The following is a 15049-nucleotide window of genomic DNA, read 5'->3' as shown; positions in this document are numbered from 1 at the left end:
CCCTCGTCGCACAGGTACTACACGCTGCGGTTCTTGCCGCCGCTCTTCTCCGCGGCCAGCCCCATCATCGCGCCCATGACGTCCTGGAGCTTGAGCTCCTTGGCACCCGACGGTGCGGTGACCGGCTCCGGGGTGCGCCCGAAGTTCAGGGAGACGGGCAGCTTGCCGTGGACGTCCTTGTCCATGCGGCTCATGTCGAAGCCGATGGCCGAGAGCCTGCCGTCCTTCAGGGCGACGTCGAAGACGACGTCCTGGTCCGGAACCTCGTCGGGGTCCGGCAGCTTCTTGCTCCTGCCCGCCGCGCTCAGCTGGGACTCGATCGGCTTGACCGCCTCCTTGAGGTCCTTGGCCGCCTTGCGCGCGGAGACCGTGACCTCGATGTGGTCGGCACCGTTCCTCGAACCGGTCTCCTTGATGCGGGAGTTCTCGGTGAGCGCCTTGCGGAGGGCGTCGGAGACCTGCTTCTCGGTCTTCTTGTCGAGCTCCTTCTTCCCGCCGCCGTTCTTCTCCTCGGCCTTCTTGCGGAATTCCTCGACGTCCTTGGCGTCGAGGACGACCCATTCGCCCTTGATGACGTCGCGGAAGGCGCCGAGCGCGGGCGGGAGTCCGTCCGCCCGCCGCAGCATCTCCTCGACCTCGCGCTTCTTCTCGCGCTCCTTGGCGTTCGTCGCCTTCTTCATTCCGACGACCGCCTTGAGGTCGGCGCGCAGGAACGTCTTCTTGTCGACGCTGCGCAGCTCGAACAGCGCGGCGCCGTCGTCCTTCTTGGCGACCTTGACGGAGAGGGCGACGTCGCCCTTCTTCTTGTCCTTGGTCTTCAGCGGCACGGTGGAGCTGATGCCGTAGCTCAGCTTCAGCCCGGCGAGGATCTCCGCGTCGTCGCGGCCGAAGTCGTCGTCCTTCTTGCCCTTCTTGCCGCTGTCCTTGAGCGCCGTGTAGATCGTGTCGGCGCTCGCGTCCGGAGCGATGTCCAGGGCGACCGACTTCTCCTCCCCCAGGCGGTCGAACGCCTTGTCCAGCTTCTCCGCGGCGCTCTTCTCGCCGGGGCCGCAGGCGACGGCGCCGGTCGTCAGGAGAACGGCGCAACAGGCCGCGGCCATGGTGGTGCGCTTCGCGCGCTCGGTAACGATGACATGCCCCCCATGTCGAACATTTTTTCTTTGACAGGACGACTCAAAGGCACGGAACGTTCATTGTCAAAAAAGTTTTCGGACACCGCGAACGCACGAGGGCCGCACGCCCCTTCCGGGGGGTGCGGCCCTCGTCGTTCTTCCGCCGGTCCCTTACTTGCGGATCAGGGAGCGCAGCACGTACTGCATGATGCCGCCGTTGCGGTAGTAGTCCGCCTCACCGGGGGTGTCGATGCGGACGACCGCGTCGAACTCGACGCCGGTGTCGGTGGTGACCTTCACCGTGCGGGGCGTGCGGCCCTCGTTGAGCTCGGTGACGCCGGCGATGGAGAAGGTCTCCTCGCCGGTCAGGCCGAGGGACTCGGCCGAGGCGCCCTCGGGGAACTGGAGCGGCAGGACGCCCATGCCGATGAGGTTCGAGCGGTGGATGCGCTCGTAGGACTCGGCGATGACGGCCTTGACGCCGAGGAGCGCGGTGCCCTTGGCGGCCCAGTCGCGGGACGAGCCGGAGCCGTACTCCTTGCCGGCCAGGACGACCAGCGGGATGCCCTGCTCGATGTAGTTGCGGGAGGCGTCGTAGATGAACGACACCGGACCGCCGTCCTGGGTGAAGTCGCGCGTGAAGCCGCCCTCGGTGCCCGGCGCGATCTGGTTGCGCAGGCGGATGTTGGCGAAGGTGCCGCGGATCATCACCTCGTGGTTGCCGCGGCGGGAGCCGTACGAGTTGAAGTCGCGGCGGGCGACGCCGTGCTCCGTCAGGTACTGGCCCGCCGGGGTGTCGGCCTTGATGGCGCCGGCCGGGGAGATGTGGTCGGTGGTGACCGAGTCGCCGAGCTTGGCGAGCACCCGGGCGCCGGCGATGTCGGTGACCGGGGCCGGCTCCATCTGCATGCCCTCGAAGTACGGGGGCTTGCGGACGTAGGTGGACTCGGCGTCCCACTCGAAGGTGTTGCCGGTCGGGATCGGCAGGGCCTGCCACTGGGCGTCGCCCGCGAAGACGTCGCTGTAGGACTTGTTGAACATGTCCTCGCCGATGGCGTTGGCGACGACGTCGTTGACCTCGGCCTCGGTCGGCCAGATGTCCTTCAGGTAGACGGGGTTGCCGTCCTGGTCGGTGCCGAGGGCGTCCTTGGTGATGTCCACCTTCATGGAGCCGGCGATGGCGTAGGCGACGACCAGCGGCGGGGACGCCAGGTAGTTCATCTTGACGTCGGGGTTGATCCGGCCCTCGAAGTTGCGGTTGCCGGAGAGCACCGAAGTGACCGCGAGGTCGTGGTCGTTGACGGCCTTGGAGACCTCCTCCGGCAGCGGGCCGGAGTTGCCGATGCAGGTGGTGCAGCCGTAACCGACCAGGTTGAAGCCGACCTTGTCGAGGTAGGGGGTCAGGCCCGCCTTGTCGAAGTAGTCGGTGACGACCTTGGAGCCGGGGGCCAGGGTGGTCTTGACCCAGGGCTTGCGGGTCAGGCCCTTCTCGACCGCCTTCTTGGCCACGAGCGCGGCGGCGACCATGACGTAGGGGTTCGAGGTGTTGGTGCAGGAGGTGATCGCGGCGACGGTGACGGCGCCGTGGTCGATCGTGTAGGTCGAGCCGTCGGGGGCGGTGACGGTGACCGGGTTCGAGGGGACGCCGTTGGCGGCGGCCGGGGCGTCGGAGGCCGGGAAGGACTCCTCGCCCGCCTCGTCGGCGGTCGAGACGTAGTTGAGCACGTCACGCTCGAACTGGGCGGCGGCGTTGGCCAGGACGATGCGGTCCTGCGGGCGCTTCGGGCCGGCGATGGAGGGGACGACCGTGGAGAGGTCGAGCTCCAGCTTCTCGGAGAAGTCGGGCTCGGCGGCCGGGTCCAGCCACAGGCCCTGCTCCTTGGCGTACGCCTCGACGAGCGCGACCTGCTGCTCGCTGCGGCCGGTCAGGCGCAGGTAGTTGAGGGTCTCGCCGTCGATCGGGAAGATCGCGGCGGTGGAGCCGAACTCCGGCGACATGTTGCCGATGGTGGCGCGGTTGGCGAGGCTCGTGGCGGCCACGCCCTCGCCGTAGAACTCGACGAACTTGCCGACGACGCCGTGCTTGCGCAGCATCTCGGTGATCGTGAGGACGAGGTCGGTGGCGGTGGTGCCGGGGTTCAGCTCACCGGTCAGCTTGAAGCCGACGACGCGCGGGATGAGCATGGAGACCGGCTGGCCGAGCATCGCGGCCTCGGCCTCGATGCCGCCGACGCCCCAGCCGAGGACGCCGAGGCCGTTGACCATGGTGGTGTGCGAGTCGGTGCCGACGAGGGTGTCGGGGTAGGCCTGGCCGTTGCGGACCATGACCGTGCGGGCCAGGTGCTCGATGTTCACCTGGTGGACGATGCCGGTGCCCGGCGGGACGACCTTGAACTCGTCGAAGGCGGTCTGGCCCCAGCGCAGGAACTGGTAACGCTCCTTGTTGCGGCCGTACTCCAGCTCGACGTTCTGGCCGAAGGCGTCCTTGGTGCCGAACTTGTCGGCGATGACGGAGTGGTCGATGACCAGCTCGGCCGGGGCCAGCGGGTTGATCTTCGCCGGGTCGCCGCCGAGCTCCTTGACGGCCTCGCGCATGGTGGCCAGGTCCACGACGCAGGGCACACCGGTGAAGTCCTGCATGATGACGCGGGCCGGCGTGAACTGGATCTCCTGCGAGGGCTGGGCCTGCGAGTCCCAGCCGCCCAGCGCGCGGATGTGGTCGGCGGTGATGTTCGCGCCGTCCTCGGTGCGGAGGAGGTTCTCCAGCAGCACCTTCAGGCTGTAGGGAAGGCGCGCGGAGCCCTCGACCTTGTCCAGCCGGAAGATCTCGTACGACTCGTCGCCCACCTGCAGCGTGCTGCGGGCGTCGAAGCTGTTCGCCGACACGACAGTCTCCTTCATGTGCATGAATGCGCGTACCGCGGCCATCCTGCCGGGACAGGGTCGCACCACATCCGCTAAGGTTTACCTAACTTAGGTTCGCCTTAGTGGCGCGACAGCGGTACGCCTCTACGCAGATATCTCGATGTCGAGATAACTCTAGTACATCGGCGGAGGTGCGGTCATGCCCGGATTCCGTTCGTCCTGTTTGCCCCTCATCTCCCAGTGAACCCACTGACTCTGGTGATCGCACCGGGGCGGCACCGGCCGGCGGCGGTCGGCCGGCCGGGGAAATCCGCTTCCGGGCGCTCGTACCCGCCTCCTACGATCACGGGATGACGGCCCTCCGCCACCCCGCCAAGCCGCGCCCCGGCGACAAGGTCGCCGTGGTCTCCCCGTCCTCCGGACTGCCCGGCCTCTTCCCGCTCCCCCACGAGCTCGGACTGCGCAGGCTCCGCGAGGACTTCGGGCTGCTGCCCGTCGAATACCCCACGACGCGGCGGATGCACGCGGCGCCGGAGGACCGGGCCGCCGACCTCCACGCCGCCTTCGCCGACCCGGAGATCAAGGCCGTCATCGCCAGCGTCGGCGGCGACGACCAGATCACCGTGCTCCCGCACCTCGACCGCGAGCTGCTCCGCGCCCACCCCAAACCGTTCTTCGGCTACAGCGACAACACCAATCTCCTGCTCCTCCTGCACAACTTGGGCATCGTGGGCTTCCACGGAGGCTCCGTGATGACCCAGTGGGGCCGCCCCGGCGCCCTCCACCCCATGACCGCGGCCTCCCTGCGGGCGGCGCTCTTCTCCCCGGGCCCCTACGAACTGGCCCCCGCCCCGGCCTTCTGCGACACCGACCGCCCCTGGGAGGACCCCGGCACCTTCGCCGCCGAACCGGTCATGGAGCCCGCCGCCGGCTGGAGTTGGCACCGCGCCGACCGCGTCGTCGAGGGCCCCGGGTGGGGCGGCAGCCTGGAAGTGCTCTCCTGGCTGCTGATGGCCGACCGGGAGATCCTCCCGCCGGAGGAGTACGCGGGCCACGTGCTCTTCCTGGAGACCTCCGAGGAACTGCCCGCGGCGGAGGAGGTGTACCGCGTCCTGCGCAGCATGGGCGAGCGCGGGCTGTTGCGCCGGTTCGGCGCCCTGCTGATGGGCCGGCCCAAGTCCTGGTCCTTCGGCCGGCCCCTCACCGCCCCGGCCCGGGCCCGCTTCCGCGCGGACCAGCGCACGGCGGTGCTCCGCGCCCTGGACCGCTACGCCCCCGGCACGACGGCCGTCTTCGACGTCGACCTCGGCCACACGGATCCGCAGCTCGTCCTTCCGGTCGGCGGCCGCATCCGCGTCGACGGCCCGGCGCGGCGCATCACGGTCACGTACTGAGACGGACGGCCCGGACGCGCCGGCCGCGGCGCGCCTGGGCCGCGCGCCTCGATCACTGCGCGCCGGAGCCGCGCGCCCGGGCCCGTACCGGGCCGGAGCCCGGGCACTACACCGCCCGACGGCTCGCCCGTCCCGCATCACAGCCCACGTCACTTCGCGGCGGCTCGCCCGTCCCGCACCGCGCCGTCACGGCGGCGCCCCGGCCCCCACCGGATCCAGGACCGCCACGTCGAGCGCCCTCAGCCGGGACGGGTCCGCGATCACCTCGTACGCCGTGATCCGGTCGTGCTCGATCGTCGGGACGAGGGCGGCGAGGAGGCGGCCGCGGGGGGCGATGACGGCGCCCACCGCGCCGTCCAGCAGGGCCGGTTGCGCATGGCGGGCGCGACGGCCGAGGACGGCCGTCTCGCGGACGACGGCGTCGGCGCCGCGCACCTCGGCCGGGACGCCGGGCGGGAGGGCGGCGGGGTCGGCCCGGCGGACGACGTCGGGGGCGAGGACGGCGAGGAGCCCGTCGATGTCGCCCCCGCGTGCCGCCGCGAGGAAGGCGTCGACGACGTCCCGCTGCCGGGCGAGGTCGGCCGCGGGGACCACGGGCTCGCCGTGCACCTTGCGACGGGCCCGGCTGGCGAGCTTCTTCGTGGTGGCCGCGGTGCGGCCGACGACCGGCGCGATCTCCTCGAAGGGCACGGCGAAGAGGTCGTGCAGGACGAAGGCGACCCGCTCGGCCGGGCCCAGCCGGTCCAGCACCACGAGCAGCGCGCGGCCCACGGAGTCGACGAGGAGCACCTCGTCCTCCGGGTCGCCCCCGCCGGGCCCGTCCGGGAACAGGACGTCGCGCGCCGGCTCCTCGTGCCGTGCGGCGCGGGAGCGGAGCATGTCCAGGCAGACCCGGGAGAGGACGGTCGTGAGCCAGGCGGCCAGGTTCTCGATGCCGTCGTCGCCGGTGCGGTGGAGCCTCAGCCACGTCTCCTGCACGGCGTCCTCCGCCTCGGCGGAGGAGCCGAGCATCCGGTGGGCGACGGCCCGCAGCCGCCCCCGGTGCCGCTCGAAGCGTTCGGCGAGCCGGTCGCGCCCGTCCTCCGCGGGCGCGGTCACCTTTCCGCCCCGCGATCCGTCGAGGGGGTGACCGACCCGACCGCTCCGACCCCGCACCCGAGGTGATCACCATGAGCACCCTGACCCCGGCCTCCACCGAGCAGCCCCTCCTGCGCCCCCTCGGCCTCGGGGACCTCCGGCTGCCCAACCGCACCGTCATGGCCCCGGCCACCCGCGCCCGCGCGGCCGGCGTGGGGCTCGTGCCGACCGAGCTGCACGCCGCGTACTACGCCCAGCGCGCCGGCGCGGGCCTGATCGTCACCGAGGGCACCTGGGTGAGCGAGCGGGCCGTCGGCTTCGCGCACGTCCCGGGCGTCTACAGCGAGGAGCAGGTCGCGGGCTGGCGGCGGGTGACGGACGTCGTCCACTGCCTCGGCGGCCGGATCGTGCTCCAGCTCTGGCACACCGGCGCCGCCTCGCACCCCGACCACCTGGGCGGCCGGCGCCCGCTGGGCCCGTCGGCGGTCGATCCGCGCGAGACGTCGTTCACGGCGGAGGGCCGCAAGCCCACCGTCACCCCGCGCGCGATGACCCCCGCGGAGATCGAGGAGACGGTCGCGGAGTACGGGACCGCCTCGGCGAACGCCCGGCGCGCCGGTTTCGACGGGGTGGAGGTCCACGCCGTCGGCTCGTACCTGATCCCGCAGTTCCTCAACCCCCGGCTGAACCGCCGCACCGACGGCTACGGCGGGACGCCCGCCCGGCGCCGCCGGTTCCTGACGGAGGTCGTGGCGGCGGCCGCGGCGCCCTGGCCGGGGCGGCGGGTCGGCGTGCGCCTGTCGCCGTACTGGACGGCGCCGTGCTTCGCGCCCGACGCGCGGACGCTCGCCGAGTTCGACGGGCTGGTGGACGAGCTGAACGGCCGGCCGCTGGCCTACCTGCACCTGCGCGGCCGCGACCCGTCCCCGGCGTCCCCCGGTCCCGACGTGGCGGCCCTGGAGCGCTACCGGCGGCTCTACCACGGCCCGTTGATCGCCAACAACGGCTTCGACCGGGCGTCCGGGAACGCCCTGATCGCGGCGGGGACCGCCGACGCCGTCTCCTTCGCCACGCACTTCATCGCCAACCCGGACCTGGTCAGCCGCTTCGCGCTGGGCCAGGAGCTGGCGGCCGGGGATCCGGCCACGTACTACAGGGGCGGCGCCGAGGGGTACGTCGACTACCCGGTGTGCGCCCACTGGGCCCGGTGAGGACGTCATGGGGACACCTCGCGCACGGGTCAGCCCCCGGGCCGCAGGAGGGTCAGGCGGCGGTCGGGCAGGTGGCCGGTCAGGGCGACGGTGGGGCCGTGCGAGAGGACCTTGGGGTCCGGCACGTCGGAGGGGACGGGGACGGCCGCCTCCGGCGCGTCGGAGGCGCCCGGTCCGGGCGGGAACGGCGCGGCCGTCTCGACCATCCGCTGGTAGTGCTCCAGCGACTTGGCGCGGTTGACGCCGACAGCGGCGGTGACGCGGCCCCGGTAGCCGTAGACCGCGACGAGGCGGCCCTCCTCCACCGAGCCCTGGGCGATGACCACCTGGTCGGAGAAGGTCGGCACGCCGACGGACTTGATGTTGAGCCCGAACTGGCTGGACCAGAAGGCCGGGACGGTCAGATGCGGGCGGCGCAGCGGTCCGGGGCTGACCATGTTGTGCGCCGCGACCTCGGCCTGGGCGACGGCGTTGCCCCAGTGCTCCAGGGAGAGCATCTGGTACTCGAAGAGCGGGTGGGGGAAGCGGGCGACGTCGCCGGCGACGAAGTAGTCGTCGGTGACGATGCCGTACATGTCGAACGCGCGGCAGCCCGCGTCGCAGGCCACGCCCTTCGGCCCGGCCGCGAGCCCGGCCCCCGCGAGCCACTCGGTGTTGCGCACCGCGCCGAGGGCGACCACGGCGACGTCGGCCTCGATCGCGGTGCCGTCGGAGAGTTCGGCGCCGGTGAGGCGGCCGCCGCTGCCGGTCAGGGCGGTGACGGTGACCCCGCAGCGCAGGTCCACGCCGTGGGCGCGCTGCAGCCGGGCGGCGAAGGCGCCGAGCGTGCCGCCGAGGGCGCCGACGAGGGGCGCCGGGCCGCGTTCGGCGACGGTCACGGCGAGGCCGCGTTCCCGGCACGCGGAGGCGATCTCCGAGCCGGTGAAGCCGGCGCCGATCACCAGGACGCGGCGCGGGCCGGCGTCCAGGAGCCGCCCGAGCTCGGCGGCGTCGTCGCCGGTGCGCAGCGTCACCACGCCCGTCAGCCGGGCCTCTTCGCGGTTCGGCCAGGGCCGGGCGCGGGTGCCGGTGGCGATGAGCAGCCGGTCGAAGGGGAGCTGGCCGCCGTCGGCGAGGAGGACGCGCCGGCCGGTCGGGTCGATGCCGGCTGCGTGCACGCCCAGCAGCCAGCGGGCGTCGACCGGGCGCCGCCGGGGCAGCGTCGTCGCGTGCGCCGGCACCCGTCCCAGCAGGACCTGTTTCGACAACGGCGGCCTGTCGTAGGGCGGGTGGGGCTCCTCGCCGACGACGGTCAGGGGGCCGGTGAAGCCCTTGTCGCGGAGCGTCTCGGCGGCGCGCAGCCCGGCCAGCGACGCGCCGACGACGACGATCCGCCCGTCGAAGGGTTCGCTCGGCACCCGATGGCTCCTCCCGGCGGGCCTTTTGTCCTTTCCGTCCTATCACCGGGGGCGGCCGGGCGCGGGCCGGGCTGCTCCGTCCGGGGGACGCGGGGAGGAGGGAGAGGGGGAAGCGGGGCGGGGCGTTTTCCGCCACCTGTCCGCCGATTGTCGGCCAGATATGCCAACGGCCGGAAAATTTACGGTTCCTGCGTTTTGAACGCCCCCGCGGCCTCGCAGGATACGCGTCGAGATCTTGATCGGTACAGGTACAGGTACAGGTACTGACACAGGTACAGGCACTGGCACAGACACGCGCCGCAACGTCGTCGAGAGGAACGGGACATGGCCCACCGGAGCCCGGAACAGCATGAGGCACGTCGGCTGCTGATGCAGTGGATATTCGGCTCCCGGGCCACCGAGGTGCTCGTCACCGCCCTCCGGCTGAACCTCCCCGGGCTCCTCGGGGACGGCGAGGCGGACGTCGCCGACCTCGCCCGCTCCTGCGACGTCCCCGCCGCCCAGCTGAACCGGCTCATGCGGGCGCTGGCGAGCCTGGGCCTGTGCACCGAGCCCGCGCCCGGGCGCTACGCGCTGACGGAGGCCGGCGCCCTGCTCCGGGACGAACACCCCGAATCCCTCGGCGACTTCGCCCGCTTCCACACCTCACCGGTGGCCCTGGAGCCCTGGTCCCGCCTGGAATCCAGCCTGCGCACCGGCCGCACGGCCTTCGACGAGCACTTCGGCGTGCCGCTCTACGCGTACTTCGCCGACAAGCCGGAGCTGACGGCGACGTTCAACTCGGCCATGAGCCAGGAGAGCAACAAGGTCGCGGCGGAGCTGCCTGTGAGCTACGACTTCGGCCGGTACGGCACCGTCATGGACGTCGGCGGCGGCGACGGGACGCTGCTCACCTCGATCCTGCGGCGCCACGAGGGCGTCCGGGGCGTGGTGTTCGAGAGCGCCGAGGGCGCGGCGCAGGCCGCCGGGACGGTGAAGGCCGCCGGTCTGGAGGGCCGCTGCTCGGTCGCGACCGGCGACTTCTTCCGGAGCGTGCCCGCCGGGGCGGACCTCTACGTCATCAAGAGCGTCATCCACAACTGGGACGACGAGCGGGCCGCCACCATCCTGCGCAACTGCCGCGAGGCGATGCCGGAACACGGCCGTCTGATCGTCGTCGACGTCGTCCTCCCCGAGACGGTGCCCGCCGCCTCCTCCGACGCCCCCGAGATCAACCCCTACATCAAGGATCTCCAGATGCAGATCCTGGTGAGCGGCAAGGAGCGCACCCGCGCCGACTTCGAGTCCCTCTGCGCGACGGCGGGCCTGCGCGTCACGGACGTCCTCCCGCTGCCGGCGTACACCGGGTTCTCGATCGTCGAGGCGGTACGGGCCTGACACCGGCGGGCTCCGGCTCCCGCTACCGCTCCTCGCGCCACTCCCGCGCCACCTGATCCACGTCGAACGGCACCAGGTTGAGCGGAGGGCCCTCCGGCGGGCGGCGGAGGGCCTCGGCGATCTTCTCGTTGATCTCCGCGAGGATCCTGCGGAGTTCGCGCTCCAAGGGGGCGCGGCGGGCGGCGGCGAGGGCGTCCTCCGCCTCCTTGCGCAGGACGAGGGACGGGGGCAGGAAGGAGATGCGTTCGCGGCGCATCTTCTCCTTGACCCACCACATCTCGTCGTATGGCCGGTCGAGGCCGGGCAGCGGCTTGCCGAAGCCGGGCAGGTCCGCGAACTCGCCGCGGTCCGCGGCCTCCCGGATCTGCCGGTCGGCCCAGGTCTCGAAGTCCATCCCGGGTGGTTTGCGCTCGGTCACGTGCACCCTCCTCGCCGTCGGGCCCTCCCGCCCAGTCTCCCGCACGGGATCCGCGGGGCGCGGGCGGGGCGGCGTACGCGGCGAAGGGCCCGGCGCCCGGCGCGCCGCGGAGCCCCGCCCGGCTCTCCCCCCCGACCCGCCCAGCGCGGCCCGCCACTCCCATCAGCCCCGCTCTGACCTGCGTGGATTCCCTCTTGAGGGGGTGGCAGGGAAGCCGCGGCGCACGGATACTGAAGGGGTGCCCCTTCCGGTTCGGCCCCTTTCGAGAGCGCCCCGGGCCGACGACAGCCTCCTCACCCGTAGCACCTCGTGAAACACGCGCGGAGCCGCGCCCCACCCTGCCCTCCCGCCTCCGATGCACAACGCTAGTTCACACCCCCTCCACCGATCGATCTCATATCTGAGATACCGTCTGACTCATGACAGACGCCTACCTCGCCCGCATCGGCAAGCTCATCCGTGACGCCCGGCAGCACCGTGGCTGGACTCAGGCGCAGCTGGCCGACGCACTCGGCACCAGCCAGAGCGCCGTCAACCGCATCGAGCGCGGAAATCAGAACATCAGCCTTGATATGATCGCCCGCATCGGTGAGGCGCTGGACAGCGAGATCGTGTCGCTCGGCTACGCCGGCCCCATGCATCTGCGCGTCGTGGGCGGCCGCCGGCTGTCCGGCTCGATCGACGTCAAGACCAGCAAGAACGCCTGCGTGGCCCTGCTCTGCGCGACCCTCCTCAACGCCGGCCGCACCACCCTGCGGCGGGTCGCCCGCATCGAGGAGGTCTACCGGATCCTGGAGGTGCTCGGCAGCATCGGCGTCCGCACCCGCTGGATCAACGACGGCAACGACCTGGAGGTCGTCCCGCCGGCCGATCTCGACCTGGCGTCGATGGACCGCGAGGCCGCCCGTCGCACCCGCAGCGTCATCATGTTCCTCGGCCCCCTCCTGCACCGCATGGACCAGTTCGGCATCCCCTACGCGGGCGGCTGCGACCTGGGCACGCGGACGGTCCAGCCGCACATGGCGACCCTGCGCCACTTCGGCCTGGAGATCACCGCCACCGACGGCACGTACCACGCCCACGTCGACCGCGAGGTCCGCCCGACCCGCGCCATCGTCCTGACCGAGCGCGGGGACACCGTCACCGAGAACGCCCTGCTGGCCGCCGCCCGGCACGACGGCGTGACCGTCATCCGCAACGCCAGCTCCAACTACATGGTCCAGGACCTGTGCTTCTTCCTGGAGGAGCTGGGCGTACGGGTGGAGGGCGTGGGCACCACCACCCTCACCGTCCACGGCGTGGCCCACATCGACCGCGACGTCGACTACGCGCCGTCCGAGGACCCGGTCGAGGCCATGAGCCTGCTGGCCGCCGCCGTGGTCACCGAGTCCGAACTGACCATCCGCCGCGTCCCGGTGGAGTTCCTGGAGATCGAGCTCGCGGTGCTGGAGGAGATGGGCCTCGACCACGAGCGCAGCCCCGAGTACCGCGCCGACAACGGCCGCACCCGCCTCCTCGACCTCACCGTCCGCCCCTCCAAGCTCCGGGCCCCCATCGACAAGATCCACCCGATGCCCTTCCCCGGGCTCAACATCGACAACGTCCCCTTCTTCGCGGCCATCGCCGCCTCCGCCCAGGGCCAGACCCTCATCCACGACTGGGTCTACGACAACCGCGCCATCTACCTCACCGACCTCAACCGCCTCGGCGCCGACGTCAAACTCCTCGACCCGCACCGCGTCCTGGTCGAGGGCCCCACCCGCTGGCGCTCCGCCGAGATGATGTGCCCCCCGGCCCTGCGCCCCGCGGTGGTCGTCCTCCTCGCGATGATGGCGGCGGAGGGCACGTCCGTCCTGCGCAACGTCTATGTGATCAACCGGGGTTACGAGGACCTGGCGGACCGGCTGAACTCGATCGGGGCGCAGATCGAGATCTTCCGGGACATCTGACGGCCTGCGCCGGGCCCGCGACGCCCCCCTCTCACACCCGCGCCAGCTCCCCCGCCCCGAACGACACGTCGAAGCGGTCGCACCAGATGCTGACGGTGCGGTACTTGGCCAGGTCGAGGCCGTCCGGCAGGGCGTAGTTCTGGTCGCCCCGGTTGCCCTTGAGGGAGCCGAGGCTGAGGTGGGCGCCGTCGTCGAAGACGTGCCAGCCGGCGCGGCCCGGCTTCACGGGGGCGTCGCTGAGGAGGATCTTGACGTCGGGGCCGTTGCTCGTGGAGAGGTTCTCCAGGCGGAGGGTGCGGGTGCCGTCGGGGGACTCCAGGATCCGTACCCTGCCGGAGGTGGTGTGTTCGTGGCTGATGAGGCTGCCGGTGGCGAGGGTGCGGGTGCCGGCGGCGGCGGTCTCCCGCACGGTGCGGTCCTGCCACAGCTTCCAGGGCTGGAACCAGTACGCCGCGGCGCCGGCCAGCAGCGCGCCCACGCCCAGCACACCGACGACCGCCGGCCTCCGCAACCACGTCCGTACTCGTCCCATGTTCCGCTCCCTGAGGTCACCGTCGTTCGGTACCGGGGGTAACGACCGGCATGGCCGGATTTCTCCCGGCTCAGGGCACCACCGCGATCCCGTCCACCTCCACCACCGCCTCCTCGTCCCACAGCCGCACCGCGCCGATCACCGCCATCGCCGGGTAGTCGCGGCCCGCCAGGCGGCGCCAGATCGCGCCCAGTTCGGCGGAGCGGGCGCGGTAGGCCGCGACGTCGGTCGTGTAGACGGTGACGCGGGCCAGGTGGGAGGGGGTGCCGCCGGTGGCGGCGAGGGCGGTCAGGAGGTTGGTGAGGGCGCGTTCGAACTGGGCCGGGAGGCCGCCGGGGACGATGCGGCCGTGCCGGTCGAGACCGGTCTGGCCCGCCAGGAGGACCAGCCGGCCGCCGGTGGCGGTCACGGCGTGGGAGAAGCCGCGGGGCGGGGAGAGGGAGGCGGGGTTCAGGCGCTCGAGGCTCATCGGTACAGCTCCCGGGCGATCACGGTCCGCTGGACCTCGCTCGCGCCCTCGTAGATGCGCGGGGCGCGGACCTCGCGGTAGAGGTGTTCCAGCAGGTGGCCCTTCTCCAGGGCGCGGGCGCCGTGGATCTGGACGGCGGCGTCCACGACGTACTGCGCGGTCTCGGTGGCGTAGAGCTTGGCCATCGCGGAGCGGCCGGTGACGCCAGGCTCGCCGGCGTCGTGCGCGGCGGCGGCGGAGTGGACGAGGAGGGCGGCCGCCTCGGTGCGGGTGGCCATCTCGGCGAGCTGGTGCGAGACGGCCTGGAGGTCCTTCAACGGGCCGCCGAAGGCGTGGCGTTCGCCGGCGTGGGCGAGGGCGGCGCGCAGCGCGGCGCGGGCCATGCCCACGGCGAGGGCGCCGACGCTCGGCCGGAACAGGTCGAGGGTGCGCATGGCCAGCCGGAAGCCGCCGTCCACCTCGCCCACGACGTCCCCGGGCCCGACCGGCACGCCGTCGAAGGTGAGCGTGCCGACGGGGTGGCCGCCGGTCAGCTCCCGGGGGCGGCCGCCGAGTCCGGGGCGGTCGGCGGGGACGAGGAAGGCGGTGACGCCGTGCGCGCGGGCGGCCGGGCGGGTCCGGGCGAAGACCGTGTAGAGGTCGGCGCCCGGGGCGTTGGAGATCCAGGCCTTCTCGCCGTGCAGGGTCCAGCCGGCCCCCGCCGGTTCCGCCCGCAGCTCCAGGGCCGCGGCGTCCGAGCCGGCGCCCGGCTCGCTCAGCGCGAACGCCACGACGGCGCGCCCCGCCACGACCTCGGGCAGCCACCGCGTCCGCTGGTCCGCCGTCCCGGCCAGCGCCACCGGGCAGGCGCCGAGCCCCTGGAGGGCGAGGGCCGTCTCGGCCTCGGTGCACTCCTGGGCGAGCGACTCGCGCAGCAGGCACAGGTCCATGGCGCGGACGACGCCGTCGGCGGGCAGCACCCGGGCCAGCAGGCCGAGTTCGCCGAGGGCGGCGACGAGGGGGCGGTTGACCCGGCCGGGCTCCCCGGCCTCGGCCAGCGGGCGTAACCGCCGGGCGGCGAGCGCGCGCAGCTCGGCGCACCAGGCGCGCTGCTCCCGGTCCAGGGCGAAGGACGTCGTCACCGGATATCCCCTCTGTCGCGCTCTGTTGACTGCCGTCACGGCCTCGTTACGCTGACAGCGCATCCGTACGGCTGGCAAGACCCCCACGCACCTCCACCCTTCCCCGGCACGAGGGGGCGCATCCCGC

12 protein-coding genes are annotated in these 15049 nt (G+C 72.5%); 4 read left to right on the top strand and 8 right to left on the bottom strand.

What is annotated here, in order from left to right:
- Positions 1-17: 17 nt before the first annotated feature.
- Positions 18-1100 (bottom strand): hypothetical protein, encoded by a 1083-nt coding sequence (locus AC230_RS01080; protein ID WP_049714027.1) that lies wholly within the window; start codon positions 1098-1100, stop codon positions 18-20.
- 183 nt (positions 1101-1283) lie between these two features.
- Entirely contained in the window at positions 1284-3998 is a 2715-nt protein-coding gene (gene acnA / locus AC230_RS01075) for an aconitate hydratase AcnA (protein WP_049714026.1), read from the bottom strand.
- A 329-nt stretch (positions 3999-4327) separates the two neighbouring features.
- Between acnA and AC230_RS01070 the strand changes: the two genes are divergently transcribed.
- Positions 4328-5371, top strand: a complete 1044-nt coding sequence (locus AC230_RS01070) for a S66 family peptidase (protein ID WP_049714025.1) — start codon at positions 4328-4330, stop codon at positions 5369-5371.
- Between the two features lie 186 nt (positions 5372-5557).
- Here the strand turns inward: AC230_RS01070 and AC230_RS01065 are convergent, their stop codons facing one another.
- Positions 5558-6469, bottom strand: a complete 912-nt coding sequence (locus AC230_RS01065) for a sigma-70 family RNA polymerase sigma factor (protein WP_049714024.1) — start codon at positions 6467-6469, stop codon at positions 5558-5560.
- Between the two features lie 71 nt (positions 6470-6540).
- On the opposite strand from AC230_RS01065, the gene AC230_RS01060 reads away from it, so the two are divergent.
- The gene (locus AC230_RS01060) at positions 6541-7659 is read left to right on the top strand and encodes an alkene reductase (protein WP_049714023.1); all 1119 of its coding nucleotides are present in this window, start codon (positions 6541-6543) and stop codon (positions 7657-7659) included.
- Positions 7660-7688: 29 nt separating this feature from the next.
- On the opposite strand, the gene AC230_RS01055 is transcribed toward AC230_RS01060, so the two are convergent.
- On the bottom strand, positions 7689-9056 hold the full coding sequence (locus AC230_RS01055) for an NAD(P)/FAD-dependent oxidoreductase (RefSeq protein ID WP_049714022.1): 1368 nt from the start codon (positions 9054-9056) through the stop codon (positions 7689-7691).
- A 324-nt stretch (positions 9057-9380) separates the two neighbouring features.
- Here AC230_RS01055 and AC230_RS01050 point away from each other — a divergent pair, with 324 nt between their 5' ends.
- A complete protein-coding gene (locus AC230_RS01050) occupies positions 9381-10433 on the top strand; it encodes a methyltransferase (protein ID WP_049714021.1) in 1053 nt (350 codons plus the stop codon).
- Positions 10434-10455: 22 nt separating this feature from the next.
- Here AC230_RS01050 and AC230_RS01045 read toward each other — a convergent pair whose 3' ends face one another.
- Positions 10456-10851 (bottom strand): DnaJ family domain-containing protein, encoded by a 396-nt coding sequence (locus AC230_RS01045; protein ID WP_049714020.1) that lies wholly within the window; start codon positions 10849-10851, stop codon positions 10456-10458.
- Between the two features lie 419 nt (positions 10852-11270).
- Here AC230_RS01045 and AC230_RS01040 point away from each other — a divergent pair, with 419 nt between their 5' ends.
- Entirely contained in the window at positions 11271-12800 is a 1530-nt protein-coding gene (locus AC230_RS01040; protein WP_049714019.1) for a UDP-N-acetylglucosamine 1-carboxyvinyltransferase, read from the top strand.
- Between the two features lie 31 nt (positions 12801-12831).
- Here AC230_RS01040 and AC230_RS01035 read toward each other — a convergent pair whose 3' ends face one another.
- From AC230_RS01035 to AC230_RS01025, 3 genes are all read right to left on the bottom strand, one after another.
- Complete coding sequence (locus AC230_RS01035) at positions 12832-13332, bottom strand: DM13 domain-containing protein (RefSeq protein ID WP_049714018.1); 501 nt, start codon at positions 13330-13332, stop codon at positions 12832-12834.
- Positions 13333-13402: 70 nt separating this feature from the next.
- A complete protein-coding gene (locus tag AC230_RS01030; RefSeq protein ID WP_049714017.1) occupies positions 13403-13801 on the bottom strand; it encodes a RidA family protein in 399 nt (132 codons plus the stop codon).
- Positions 13798-14985, bottom strand: a complete 1188-nt coding sequence (locus AC230_RS01025; protein WP_078870854.1) for an acyl-CoA dehydrogenase family protein — start codon at positions 14983-14985, stop codon at positions 13798-13800. The genes AC230_RS01030 and AC230_RS01025 overlap by 4 nt, the downstream gene beginning before the upstream one ends.
- Positions 14986-15049: the final 64 nt, after the last annotated feature.

The organism is Streptomyces caatingaensis, from assembly GCF_001187435.1.
Lineage (GTDB): Bacteria > Actinomycetota > Actinomycetes > Streptomycetales > Streptomycetaceae > Streptomyces > Streptomyces caatingaensis.
Note: the sequence above shows the minus strand (reverse complement) of the source record. Positions and strands in the feature narration are given on the sequence as shown.

Excerpts from the sequence above, each read along its gene's own strand:
- AC230_RS01080 (WP_049714027.1), bottom strand. The coding sequence starts at position 1,100 with ATGGCCGCGGCCTGTTGCGCCGTTCTCCTGACGACCGGCGCCGTCGCC.
- AC230_RS01070 (WP_049714025.1), top strand. The coding sequence starts at position 4,328 with ATGACGGCCCTCCGCCACCCCGCCAAGCCGCGCCCCGGCGACAAGGTC.
- AC230_RS01060 (WP_049714023.1), top strand. The coding sequence starts at position 6,541 with ATGAGCACCCTGACCCCGGCCTCCACCGAGCAGCCCCTCCTGCGCCCC.
- AC230_RS01050 (WP_049714021.1), top strand. The coding sequence starts at position 9,381 with ATGGCCCACCGGAGCCCGGAACAGCATGAGGCACGTCGGCTGCTGATG.
- AC230_RS01040 (WP_049714019.1), top strand. The coding sequence starts at position 11,271 with ATGACAGACGCCTACCTCGCCCGCATCGGCAAGCTCATCCGTGACGCC.
- AC230_RS01035 (WP_049714018.1), bottom strand. The coding sequence starts at position 13,332 with ATGGGACGAGTACGGACGTGGTTGCGGAGGCCGGCGGTCGTCGGTGTG.
- AC230_RS01030 (WP_049714017.1), bottom strand. The coding sequence starts at position 13,801 with ATGAGCCTCGAGCGCCTGAACCCCGCCTCCCTCTCCCCGCCCCGCGGC.
- AC230_RS01025 (WP_078870854.1), bottom strand. The coding sequence starts at position 14,985 with ATGCGCTGTCAGCGTAACGAGGCCGTGACGGCAGTCAACAGAGCGCGA.